The sequence below is a fragment of the Mesorhizobium sp. WSM1343 genome (assembly GCF_055901535.1).
Genome location: NZ_CM148370.1, coordinates 4,000,695 through 4,012,822, shown reverse-complemented (window position 1 = coordinate 4,012,822; position 12,128 = coordinate 4,000,695). Strand labels below are relative to the sequence as shown.

General features: G+C 61.6%; 12 protein-coding genes. 9 read left to right on the top strand and 3 right to left on the bottom strand.

Going from position 1 to position 12,128, the window contains the following annotated elements:
* Positions 1–24: 24 nt before the first annotated feature.
* Positions 25–360 carry a hypothetical protein gene (locus AC0NIL_RS19590; protein ID WP_013531580.1) on the bottom strand — a complete coding sequence of 112 codons (336 nt, stop codon included), beginning with the start codon at positions 358–360 and terminating at the stop codon, positions 25–27.
* A 377-nt stretch (positions 361–737) separates the two neighbouring features.
* Between AC0NIL_RS19590 and AC0NIL_RS19585 the strand changes: the two genes are divergently transcribed.
* The 7 genes from AC0NIL_RS19585 to AC0NIL_RS19555 all read left to right on the top strand — a co-directional run bounded on the left by AC0NIL_RS19585 (position 738) and on the right by AC0NIL_RS19555 (position 8,373).
* Positions 738–1,970 (top strand): septal ring lytic transglycosylase RlpA family protein, encoded by a 1,233-nt coding sequence (locus tag AC0NIL_RS19585; protein WP_275953016.1) that lies wholly within the window; start codon positions 738–740, stop codon positions 1,968–1,970.
* A gap of 103 nt (positions 1,971–2,073) precedes the next feature.
* Positions 2,074–3,240, top strand: a complete 1,167-nt coding sequence (locus tag AC0NIL_RS19580) for a D-alanyl-D-alanine carboxypeptidase family protein (protein WP_275953015.1) — start codon at positions 2,074–2,076, stop codon at positions 3,238–3,240.
* A 140-nt stretch (positions 3,241–3,380) separates the two neighbouring features.
* Entirely contained in the window at positions 3,381–4,055 is a 675-nt protein-coding gene (tmk, locus tag AC0NIL_RS19575; protein WP_063170241.1) for a dTMP kinase, read from the top strand.
* The gene (locus AC0NIL_RS19570; protein WP_027161642.1) at positions 4,052–5,107 is read left to right on the top strand and encodes a DNA polymerase III subunit delta'; all 1,056 of its coding nucleotides are present in this window, start codon (positions 4,052–4,054) and stop codon (positions 5,105–5,107) included. The genes tmk and AC0NIL_RS19570 overlap by 4 nt, the downstream gene beginning before the upstream one ends.
* 90 nt (positions 5,108–5,197) lie before the next feature.
* Positions 5,198–6,748 carry a methionine--tRNA ligase gene (gene metG / locus AC0NIL_RS19565; RefSeq protein ID WP_063168014.1) on the top strand — a complete coding sequence of 517 codons (1,551 nt, stop codon included), beginning with the start codon at positions 5,198–5,200 and terminating at the stop codon, positions 6,746–6,748.
* The gene (locus AC0NIL_RS19560; RefSeq protein WP_063168015.1) at positions 6,748–7,542 is read left to right on the top strand and encodes a TatD family hydrolase; all 795 of its coding nucleotides are present in this window, start codon (positions 6,748–6,750) and stop codon (positions 7,540–7,542) included. Before metG ends, AC0NIL_RS19560 begins: the two co-directional genes overlap by 1 nt.
* Positions 7,543–7,545: 3 nt before the next feature.
* The gene (locus AC0NIL_RS19555; protein ID WP_275953014.1) at positions 7,546–8,373 is read left to right on the top strand and encodes an MBL fold metallo-hydrolase; all 828 of its coding nucleotides are present in this window, start codon (positions 7,546–7,548) and stop codon (positions 8,371–8,373) included.
* Between the two features lie 4 nt (positions 8,374–8,377).
* Here the strand turns inward: AC0NIL_RS19555 and AC0NIL_RS19550 are convergent, their stop codons facing one another.
* Both AC0NIL_RS19550 and AC0NIL_RS19545 read right to left on the bottom strand, forming a co-directional pair.
* A complete protein-coding gene (locus AC0NIL_RS19550; protein WP_224620913.1) occupies positions 8,378–9,022 on the bottom strand; it encodes a GNAT family N-acetyltransferase in 645 nt (214 codons plus the stop codon).
* Between the two features lie 418 nt (positions 9,023–9,440).
* Positions 9,441–9,923: a RidA family protein gene (locus tag AC0NIL_RS19545; RefSeq protein WP_027161647.1), complete on the bottom strand. Its 483-nt coding sequence runs from the start codon at positions 9,921–9,923 to the stop codon at positions 9,441–9,443.
* 192 nt (positions 9,924–10,115) lie between these two features.
* Here AC0NIL_RS19545 and AC0NIL_RS19540 point away from each other — a divergent pair, with 192 nt between their 5' ends.
* Together AC0NIL_RS19540 and AC0NIL_RS19535 are read left to right on the top strand one after the other, a co-directional pair.
* Complete coding sequence (locus AC0NIL_RS19540; protein ID WP_473573309.1) at positions 10,116–10,811, top strand: TetR/AcrR family transcriptional regulator C-terminal domain-containing protein; 696 nt, start codon at positions 10,116–10,118, stop codon at positions 10,809–10,811.
* Positions 10,812–11,123: 312 nt separating this feature from the next.
* Entirely contained in the window at positions 11,124–12,092 is a 969-nt protein-coding gene (locus AC0NIL_RS19535; protein WP_473573307.1) for an SDR family oxidoreductase, read from the top strand.
* Positions 12,093–12,128: the final 36 nt, after the last annotated feature.

Genomic DNA, 12,128 nt, shown 5'->3' with positions numbered 1-12,128 from the left:
AATCGGCTCCGGCCTGTACGGTCCTCAGTCTTTGCAATTTTCGTCCGCCTTTGCCGCCGCGGCCTTATCACCGTGCTGCTGCGCCTCGATATCCTGCTGCGAGGTTGCAAGGTTTTTGTCGCCCCCGCCTTCAGCGCCCGCCAATGGCATCGTGGTGCCATCCTTGGCGGCTGGCTTGTTCGCGTTGCCCATGGCCTTCGGAGTCTCTAAAGGCGCGTGGGTTCCATCTTTCGAAATACCGGCGGTCTGTCCGGCATCGGTCCCGGTGTTCGAAGCTGACTTGTCCGGACATGCGGCGATCGCAGACCCGGCAGAAAGCGACATCGCGATCGCGACCATCAATGAAGTCATTTTCATCATGCTCGTCCTTCTGTTCGAGTGCCCTGCGGATGAAACTAGCGGCGCATTTCTTTGTTCCGGCGGTCGGTCCGCTGCCCGACAAAGCCCGGTCAACCGGCAGACACGGCGGGCAGGAGCGAAGCCAGGCTTTCTGTGGCAGAGGGCATCACATCTCTCGCGTGGAAGCACGAAAACCGTTACTTTTCAGAGAGCTCTTACGGTGGAGACGCCACAATCTTGCCCGGTTGCGGCCACAATCGGTTAATACCGTGATAAGCAATTCCTGCGCACAAAGGATCGGGGTTTTAAGCGTCGTTGGTATTGTCGGGTGAGTGTTTTGGCTCCTCTGGTGGTTGAACGCGACGCCTTGAGTTGAGACTGAAGGGGACATCAGGAAAATGCAGGCTGTGACGCCACCGCGTCTTCGTCGCGCTGCTACCGTCGCGTTGTTCGCCATGTCGGCTGCCTTGCTGGCCGCCTGCGCGTCGCAGCCTGAGCCGAAAGCGATGGTCAACAAGAAGACCCGCTCCAAGGAATATTTCGCCGAATCCGAATATGGCGTGAAGGCAAGCCCGCGTGTGATCTCCCGGAACGGGCGCATCCAACGTGGCGGCGGCAGGGATCAGCTTGGCAAACCCTATCAGGTCCGCGGCAAGTGGTATTACCCGAAGGAAGACAAGCGTTACGCCAAGGTCGGCCTCGCCTCCTGGTATGGCGACGCCTTCCATGGCCGGCTTACCGCCAATGGCGAAGTCTATGACATGACCCATCTGACGGCGGCGCACCCGACCATGCCGCTGCCAAGCTATGCCCGCGTCACCAATCTCAAGACCGGCAGTTCGGTCATCGTTCGCGTCAACGATCGCGGCCCATATCACGAAGGCCGCATCATCGACGTATCGGAGCGCGCTGCCCAGATGCTTGACTATGCCAACACCGGCACCGCTCAGGTAAAGGTCGAATATGTCGGCCGCGCGCCGCTCGACGGCGATGACGACCAGTATCTGATGGCCTCCTATCATCCCGGCAACAGGGCGCCAGACCCGTCGGATGGACTGCCGACCGGCGTCATGGTCGCCATGAACGGGCCGTCGCCAAGCCTGCCTGCCGGCATTGCTGCCGTGCCGTTTCCGGGCCAGTTGACCGATTCCGGTTCTGTCCAGCCGATCATGTCGACGCAGTCGTCGGCCTATGGCGATCTGGCGCTTCCGGATTTCGGCCCGATCGTGCCGGAGCGTCCGCAGATCAATCTGCCGCCGCAATCGCCGTTTGCCGTGGCCTCGCTGTCCTATGCCGACGAGCGGGTCGAACGCGCCTCAAATGCCTTCGCCGCGATGGGTGGCGACGGCATGTCGCCGGCCGATATGCTCCAATCATGGAAACGGCAGCCGCCAACAGCCGGTCCGTCCACTGACTACGTCGCGGCTGGTTCGTTCGAGGATGCAGCGGAGGCCAAGCGTGTTGCCGCTCAGCTTGCCGCATACGGCAAGATCGAGATCCAGCGTTCGGAACTCGATGGCGAGGATTGGTATTCGGTCAATCTCTATCCCGATGGCCACCGCAATCTCGATGATTTGCTGCAGGCTGCCTGGTCGCATGGCGCGCCCGATGCGCTGGCTGTGCGCAACTGAGCGCAAGCCTGGTGGGATTTCCGCTGCGCGGTTGATCCGCCGCGCAAAAAGCCTGATACTTTTCGCGGGCTTGCCGGCGGTGCCGGCCAACGGGTCGAACATCATGCAATTTCGCTTGCTCCCGCCTCTCGCCGGGCTTCTGGTTTTTGGCTTGCTGCTGTTTTTCCAGGCTCCGGCCGGTGCACAGCTGTTCGAGACCAAGGCCGCGCAGGCCTTCATGATCGATGCCGAGACCGGGACGGTGCTGTTTTCCAAGGAGGCCGACAAGCCGATACCGCCGGCCTCGATGGCCAAGCTGATGACCATGGAAGTGGTTTTCAACGCCATCAAATCCGGCCGCCTGAAGCTCGACGATACGTTCGTGGTCAGCGAGAACGCCTGGCGCAAGGGTGGCGCGCCTTCGGGAACATCGACGATGTTCGCCAAGCTCAAGTCGTCGATCCGGCTCGAAGACCTGATTCAGGGCGTGATCGTGCAGGCGGCCAATGACGGCTGCATCGTCATCGCCGAAGGCATGTCGGGATCCGAAGACAATTTTGCCGCGCAGATGACCGAACGCGCCCGCCAGATCGGCCTCAAGACGTCGACTTTCGTCAATTCGACCGGCCTGCCGGCAGATGGCCAGCAGACGACCGTGCGCGAACTGGCGCAGCTCGCCCTGCACCTGTGGCGCGATTATCCGGATTTCTATCGCTATTATGCCCAAAAGGATTTCACCTGGAACAAGATCTCACAGAGGAACCGCAATCCGCTGCTGGCGATGGACATCGGCGCCGACGGCCTGGCGGTCGGGGCGAGCGAGGCAGCCGGCTTCGGCATCGTCGGTTCGCTCAGCCACAATGGTACCCGCGTGATCGCGGCGATGAGCGGGCTGGCCTCGGACAAGGAGCGCGCCGAGGAAGCGCGAAAGCTGCTCGACTGGGGTGTCCGCTCCTTCGAGAAGACCGAAATTTTCGCCAGGGACGAGGTGGTTGGAGAAGCCCAGGTTTTCGGCGGCGCCAAATCCGGGGTGACGCTGAAGGCAAAGGGACCGATCGACATCTTCCTGCCGATCACCAACCGCGACAAGCTGACGGCCAGGATCGTCTATGACGGCCCGGTTGCAGCACCGGTGGAGGAGGGGCAGCCGGTGGGTGCGCTGCGCGTCTGGATCGGCGATACGCTGAGCCAGGAGACGCCGCTTTTCGCAGCCGAATCGATCGGCGTCGGCACGCTGCCGCAGCGCGCGCTCGATGCAGTCAAGGAACTGGCGATCGGCTGGCTGCGCTAACGCATGTCGCTCAAAACCAGCCATGGTTTTGGGGAACGACATGCATAAGGGCAAAAAATCGACGGCATGGACGTTTGGCCCAACGCGGACTATCTAGAGCGCTACAATCCCATTCAGCCATGGACAAGAAGGCCTCTCGGTTGGCACGCGGTTTTTTCATCACCTTCGAAGGCGGCGAGGGGGCAGGCAAGTCGACGCAGATCGAGCGGCTGGCCAGGAAGATGCGCGCCAAGAAATACGACGTGCTGCTTACCCGCGAACCCGGCGGCTCGCCGGGCGCCGAAGCGGTCAGGCATGTGCTGCTGTCGGGCGCAGCCGAACCGTTCGGGCCGAAGATGGAAGCGCTGCTTTTCGCCGCCGCGCGGTCCGATCATGTCGAGCAGGTGATCCGGCCGGCGGTCGAGCGTGGCTCCATCGTGCTTTGCGACCGCTTCCTCGATTCCTCACGCGTCTATCAGGGCGTCACCGGCGGCATCGATCCGGCGTTCATGGATGCGCTGGAACAGGTCGCCATCAACGGCATGATGCCGGACATGACGCTGATCTTCGACATCGACCCAGCGGAAGGCCTGAGGCGCGCAACGCTGCGGCGCGGCGCCGAGGCAGTCGCCGACCGTTTCGAAAAGGAGACGCTGGCGATCCACCAGGCCCGCCGCGAGGCGTTTCTGGCGATCGCCAAGGCCGAGCCGGAGCGCTGCATCGTCGTCGACGCAGCCGCCGAGCCCGACGCGGTTGAGAACGTCGTCACCGCGGCAGTGTTCGCGGCGCTGGCGGCGAGAGCGCCGGCACGCGACAGGCAGGCGACGCCGGCATGATCTTCGAGCGCATCGCACCCGAGCAGCACGACACGCTCGACGGCGTGCCGGAGCCCTCCGAAACGCCCCTTCTGGTCGGGCACGGCCAGGCTGCAGGCGTGCTCACCGCCGCCTATCGCGCCGGCAAGCTGCCGCATGCGCTGATCTTTTCCGGGCCAGTCGGCATCGGCAAGGCGACGCTCGCCTTCCACCTTGCGCATCATCTGCTGAAGCACCCGGATTTCGCGCAGGCGCCGGAAAGCCTTGCCGCTCCCGATCCGGCGTCGTCGCTGTTTCGCCAGATCGCCACCGGGGCGCATCCTTCCGTGCTGCATCTGACCCGGCCGCTGAACGACAAGACCAAGAGTTTCAAGACGGTCGTCACCGTCGATGAGATCCGCAAGGTCAGCCGCTTCCTGTCGCTGACCTCGCATGACGGCAGCTACCGGGTCGTCATCGTCGACCCCGCCGACGACATGAACACCAATGCCGCCAATGCCTTGCTGAAAAATCTTGAAGAGCCGCCGGCACGGACGCTGTTCATCCTGATTGTCCACGCGCCGGGCAGCCTGCTGCCCACGATCCGGTCGCGCTGTCAGGTGGTGCGATTGACCCCGCTCGACGCCGACGACCTGATGACGGTGCTGGAAACGACCGAGCCGGCGCCGCCTGAGGATCCGGCGGCGCGCGCGGCACTGGCCGAGCGGGCAGGGGGCAGCGCCCGCAACGCGATCCTCTTGACGCAGTATGGCGGGCTGGAGATCGCTTCGACGCTCGACGCTCTGGTCACCGGGAGAAAGAGCGATGTCGGCGGCGCGTTCCGCCTCGCCGAAGCCGTGGCCGGCCGCGATCAGGCGATCCAGTTCGATATCTTCAACCGCCGGGCGCTAGACCTGTTGTCGGACGCGGCAAGTCAGGCAGCACTGGCTGGCGATCTCGCACGAGCCAAAACGCTGTCGGACACTTGGCATGAGGCGCTGGACGCTATATCTGAGACCGATACTTACAATCTCGATAAGAAGCAGCACGCCTTGATCATGATCGACCGCCTGAATTCTGCAATGCGAATGTGACTGGGTTTCCTGGATCGGGATGGCAAATGCTGCCTCGATACGATATCCACCGCCGCGCCTTTCCATTCAGACATTCATGACGGTTCATTCATGTCACGCGACAAATTCTACATCACCACCCCGATCTTCTATCCGAACGGCAAGCCGCATATCGGCCACGCCTATACGGTCATTGCAACCGACGCCCTGGCACGCTTCCAGCGCCTGGACGGCAAGGACGTCTTCTTCCTGACCGGCACCGACGAGCATGGCCTGAAGATGCAGCAAACGGCCGAGAAGGAAGGCATAACGCCACTGGCGCTGGCCGACCGCAATTCGGCGATTTTCCGCGCAATGACCGAGGCGATGGGCGGCTCGAATGACCAATACATTCGCACGACCGAACCGCGCCACTACGAATCCTGTCAGGCGATCTGGAAAGCGATGGCCGCCAATGGCGACATCTATCTCGACCGCTATAGCGGCTGGTATTCGGTGCGCCAGGAAGCCTATTTCGACGAGAGCGAGACGACGCTCGGCGACGACGGCGTGCGCCGCGAACCGCTTGGGTCGCCGGTCGAATGGAACGAGGAAGAAAGCTATTTCTTCCGGCTTTCCGCCTATCAGGACAAATTGCTGGCGCTTTATGAGAGCCAGCCCGACTTTGTCGGTCCGACCGAGCGCCGCAACGAGGTGCTCAGCTTCGTCAAGTCGGGGCTGAAGGATCTGTCGATCTCGCGCACGACCTTCAAATGGGGCGTGCCGGTGCCAGGCGACGACAAGCATGTGATGTATGTCTGGGTCGACGCCTTGACCAACTACATCACCGCCGCCGGCTATCCCGACACAAAGGCCGAGCAATGGCACTATTGGCCGGCCACGCACATCATCGGCAAGGACATTGTCCGCTTCCATGCGGTCTATTGGCCGGCATTTCTGATGTCGGCGGGCATCGAGTTGCCAAAGCGCGTTTTCGCGCATGGCTTCCTGTTCAACCGCGGCGAGAAGATGTCGAAATCTGTTGGCAACGTCGTCGATCCATTCGCGATGGTCGAGCACTACGGTCTCGACCAGGTGCGCTACTTCTTCCTGCGCGAGGTGCCGTTCGGGAACGATGGCAGCTACAGCCATGACGCGATCGTCAACCGCACCAATGCCGATCTTGCCAACGGCCTCGGCAACCTGGCGCAGCGCTCGCTGTCGATGATCGCCAAGAACTGCGGCGGCGTGGTGCCGCAGCGCGGCGAGCTGACGGATGCAGACAGAGCGATCCTGGATCAGGCCGCCGCCGCGCTCGACACCGCGCGCAAGGCGGTCGCCGAGCAGGGCATCCATCTGGCGCTGGCAGCTATCTTCGGCGTGGTGGCGGAAGCCGATCGCTACTTCGCCGGCGAGGCACCATGGGCGCTGAAGAAGACCAACCCGGCGCGCATGGAAACGGTGCTGTGGACGACCGCCGAAGTCGTGCGCCGCGTGGCGGTGCTGTGTCAGCCCTTCACTCCGGGCTCGGCCGCGAAACTGCTCGACCTGCTGGCGGTGCCGGCGGAGAGCCGCGATTTCGTGCATGTCCACGCGGATCACGCGCTTGTGCCCGGCACTGCGTTGCCGGTGCCGGAAGGCGTGTTTCCGCGTTACGTCGAACAGCCGGACGCGAACATCTGATGCTCGTCGACAGCCACTGCCATCTGGATTTTCCAGATTTCGCCGAGGAGCGGGCGGCCATCGTCGCCCGCGCTTTAGCCGCCGGAATTGGCCGTATGGTGACGATCTCGACACGCGTGAAGCGGTTTCCGCAAGTACTTGAGATCGCTGAAACTTTCGACGAAATCTATTGCTCTGTCGGCACTCATCCGCACAATGCGGCCGAAGAACTGGATATCACGGTCGAGGAGCTTGTGCGGCTATCCGCGCACCCAAAAGTAGTGGCCATCGGCGAGGCCGGTCTCGACTATTTTTACGACAAGGCGCCACGCGATGCACAGGCGCAAGGCTTTCGCAATCACATCGCCGCCGCCCGTGAAACGGGGCTGCCGCTGGTCATCCATTCGCGCGATGCCGATGCCGACATGGCTGATATTCTCGAGGACGAAACAGGGAAGGGCGCCTTCCCCTTCATCCTGCATTGCTTTTCTTCCGGGCGCCGGCTTGCCGAGGTGGGCGTCGCTCTCGGTGGCTACGTGTCGTTCTCGGGCATCCTGACCTTCAAGAATTCAGCTGAGTTGCGTGCCATTGCCGCCGATGTCCCGCATGCCCGATTGCTGGTCGAAACCGATGCGCCCTATCTGGCGCCCGTGCCGTTTCGCGGCAAACGCAACGAGCCCGCCTATGTCGCCCATACCGCCAAGGTGCTGGCCGAAACGATCGGGGTAAGCGAAGCTGAAATCGCCGATCTGACCACAGATAATTTCTTCCGGCTGTTCGGCAAGATGCCGCGGCCTGCAGAGCAAAGTGCCTGAACGATGACTGACCGGCTGCGCCTCACCATTCTCGGCTGCGGCTCGTCCCCAGGTACGCCGCGCATCACCGGCGATTGGGGCAATTGCGACCCCGACAACCCCAGGAACCGGCGCACCCGTGCCGCCGCGCTCGTCGAGCGGATCGCGGCGAACGGCAGCCGAACGACTGTCGTCATCGACACGGGGCCGGATTTTCGGCAGCAGATGTTGCTGGCCGGCGTTAAACGTGTCGATGCGGTCGTCTATACCCACCCGCATGCCGACCATATCCATGGCATCGACGATCTGCGCGGTTTCGTCCTCGATCAGCGCCAGCTCATCGACGTCCATGCCGACAGGGCGACGATGCTTCGGCTGCGGGAAGCGTTCGGATACTGTTTCGAGACGCCGCAAGGCAGTTCCTATCCGCCGATCGTCAGGCCGCATCTCATCGACCACGCCAGGCCGGTGGTCGTCGAAGGAGAGGGGGGTACCCTCACCCTCGAGCCGCTGCCGCAGATCCACGGCGACATCGTATCGCTCGGTTTCCGCATTGGCGGTCTCGCCTATTGCCCCGACATCAGCGACTTTCCGGAACCCACCGCCGAACGACTGGGCGACCTCGACGTGCTGATCATCGACGCGCTGCAGTACCGGACGCATCCAAGTCATCTGTCACTTGGCGAAGCGCTTGAATGGATCCAGCGGCTGGCGCCGATACATGCGGTGCTGACACATATGCACGTGCCGCTCGACTACGTCTCGGTGATGGCCGAGACACCAGCCAATGTCGAACCCGCCTATGACGGCATGGTTATAGAAATCCCTTATGAATCAGCACGATGCGAATAGAGCTTCATGAGGGCTTTCGGCTCCTTGGTGCAAATATCAGCAGCGTTCCGATCCGCTCGTAGCCCATCCGGGGATAAAGCAGCGCCCCGGCATGGGTTGCTGCCAGCACCGAGTACCTTGACCCGCGCGCGCGATCGTCGTGCAACATTTTCGATATCAAAGCCTGACCAATGCCGCGACGCCGGTGCGACGGCTCGACATACATGCTCGAACACCAGGTGGCTCCCACGGCATCCAGGCTGCGAACGCGCCCAACGATGTCGGCGCCGTCGATTGCCACATACTGGCGGAACGGCGCGGTGTCGCCGAGCAAATCGTCTGGGATCGGCTGCCTGCGGATGATCTTTCCCAACTGTGCCGCCCGTTCGGCCGTCTGCACGCGTTCGACCGAAGCAACCGATGGCGGGTTCGGAATCCGGTGCAATCGGTGGACGAAAAAGCCTTCGGTCCGCAGCAGCCGGTAGCCGAGAGCTTTGTAGGCGGTTCGTGTCGGCCCGTCTGGATCGTCGTTCGCGATCACAACGGAAATGGCAAAGCCCGGCCGTGCATGCTGCCGCACGACGGCATCGGTCTCTTGAGCGGCGACGTCATGGACGACCCATTCTTCGCCGCGGTAATCGCGAGGATTCTTGCGTTCGGCATCGCGCATCAGCCACAATGGTCCAACCCGGCTGGCCTCGTAAGGAAAGGTGCGGCTCCTGTCAGCGCTGAAGCCATGCACGAACACTTCGATTGCCGCTTCGATCTCGCTGTTTGCCATCTTCATTTCGACAGCCTAGCGTTGGCGATCCGCTCAAGGCAATACGCCACAATCGGCTCAAGCCTATGAGAATCAGCGACAATTTACAGCTCTTGGCCCATGCATTAGTTCCATAATCTATCTTATGCGACTTTTGGATACGGCGAGCGGCATGGATGCGGCGGTCCCCGACTTCACTTTCCAGTTCCCTTGGAGGCTTCAGCCTGGAAACACGTGAGGCTTGGAAACATCCGCTCGATATTGTGAGCGCGCAGCCGTCGGCAGCGCGCTCGACTCTTTGTTCGAACGATCGGGTCAATCGGAGCGACTATTCCAGAATAACGGTGGCCTCCACCTCGAAAAGCATGGGATCGATTGCAAGCTTGGGAACGGGAACCAGAGTCTGCGCCGGCAGCGCCTCGCCGAACATGTCCTTGACGTTCCTGGTCAACACCTCGAGCTTGGACATGTCGTGGTCGACCACGAAGACCGTGAGCTTCGCCACCTGATCCGGCTTGGCGCCGATGCCCTCAAGCGCAGCATGCAAATTTGCGTAGGCCTGCTTCACCTGGACGGCGAAATCCGGTGACAAGGTTCCTGTGCTGTCTTGGCCGCCCTGCCCGGAGATGTAGGCGATCCGAGCTCCGAGCGGTGCGATTACGGCGGTGCTGTAGCCATTCGGCGACGGGTCGTAGAGCGCCTGCGGATTGACAATAGTCAGCTTGAACTCGTTCGCCGGCGACGCAGTGGGGACTGCAATGGTCATGATGATTAGCCCTCCGATAAGCAGATGCTTGATTGCGCGTGACATGGTTTTTCGCTTGGCTCCGCAGCCTGCGAGCAACCTACCCTGGCGCCTGCAGATTGAACTTTAACCTAATCGCTACGTGAATCGTGCGATGTACGAGTCATCGTATGGTACGTCGTACGAGTCAATCGTTCAAGATCGACATTTGTCGCGTTGCCGGTCAAAATCGATGTTCTGAAAAAGCGAGGACGACGGATGATAGCCAAACGCAGCGGCGCCCGGAGCAAAGGGGATCAACGGATAAGCGTGTCGCTCCAGCCCGTGCAGCAAGCGAGCAGCGAGCCGCCGCTGTCTCGAGAGCGTATCGTGGCGACCGCGGTGGAACTGCTGGACGCCCAGGGCATAGACGGATTGACAATGCGTCGGCTGGCCGATCGCCTCGGCTCGGGTGTGATGAGTCTATATTGGCACGTCGACAACAAGGAGGATGTCTTTGATCTAGCAGTCGATTCGGTGCTCGAACATCGCGGATCGCCTGAAACAGGTGAGTCTCCGGACTGGCGCGGAGACGTCGTTCATATGCTCGAAGACTGGCGCGCCAGAATGTTGCGTCATCCTTGGTCGGCATCGCTGTTGCCGCGCCGGGCGCTCGGCCGGAACATTCTCGGTCGCCTGGAAATGCTGAGCAAGACCTTGTCCAGAGCCGGTGTTGCGGACGCGGATCTGAACGCCGCGATATGGTCGCTCTGGAACTATGTGATGGGCGCCACCCTCACCCGGGCAAGCTTCGATCTCTCGGAAGAAGACAGGGCAGCCGCACAGCAGCGTCTTACACCTCTCAGCGAACACTACCCGACAATCGAACGCTCTCGTCTGCTGTTGGACAACGATTGGGATGGCGCCTTCCGAAGAGGCCTCGACTTCCTGCTCGACGGCCTCTCGCCAAGATAGAATTCCGGCGCTCCGCCCGGAGCAGACCGGATGGCGCTGCTTTGCGCATGCCAGTTTGACGCAAGAGCTTCCCAGTCCACATCATCACGTTTGGCTCGCCGCCAAGGCGGCGCAGGCAGCGGGCAAGCCCCAGATGCTCGATCCCATCGCGGCGGTGGCTGGTGCGGCTGCATTGCAGCTGAATTGTTGCAGTTGGCGATGTCGTCGCCACGCATTGCCAACCGCTGGTTGGAATCCTCTCTGCAGTCGATCTTTTGCGCAAACCTTTTTGGCCGACATGCGTTGTTTTCTCTCCAAGCCAAGGAGACGATCATGCAGATGAAGTCGGAAATAGCCGGTGAAGCGGCCAAGCAGCGCCATATCCAACGTGGCATCGATGCCAAGGACAAATCGAAAGGCGATGGGAAGCTTCAAGGCGCCATGCAGGCTGGCGCCCGCGAATATCCCGAGCCCCCCTTCCCTGAGCAACATCAGCCCAAACCGGGACATGAATGGGCCATAGAGCCGGCGCCGCTGTACGATGCGCCTTACTATCTCGGATCGAAAAAACTCAACCAAAAGGTAGCGCTCATCACGGGCGGCGATTCGGGCATCGGCCGCTCGGTGGCGGTGTTGTTCGCCCGCGAGGGCGCCGACGTCGCGATCGTCTATCTGGCCGAGGACAAAGACGCTGAAGAGACCAAATCCGCGGTGGAAAAGGAGGGACGACGCTGCCTCCTGGTCAAGGCCGATGTCAGCGAACGCAGCCACTGCCACAAGGCGGTCATGGAGACCGTTGAAAAATTCGGCCGCATCGACGTGCTGGTCAACAATGCTGCGTTCCAGATCCATTCCAGCGACTTCGGCGAGCTCACCGAAGAACATTTCGACACGACGTTGAAGACCAATCTTTACGGCTATTTTCATATGGCGCAGGAAGCGGTGCCGCACATGAAACCCGGTTCGGCGATCATCAACACCGGTTCGGTAACCGGTATCGACGGTTCAAAACAGCTGGTCGACTATTCGATGACCAAGGGCGGCATTCATGCTTTCACGCGGGCCCTGTCGGGCAATCTCATTGGCAAGGGCATAAGGGTGAATGCGGTAGCACCGGGTCCGGTGTGGACGCCGCTCAATCCGTCGGACAAGGAAGCTGACGTCTCGAAATTCGGCGCCGACACGCCAATGAAACGACCAGCGCAACCGGAAGAGCTCGCGCCGGCCTATGTGTTCCTCGCTTCGCCGCATTGCTCGAGCTACATCACCGGCGAGATCTTGCCCGTCGTCGGAGGGTACTGAGGATGGCCGAACCGAAATCCGCAACGAAGGAGTAGG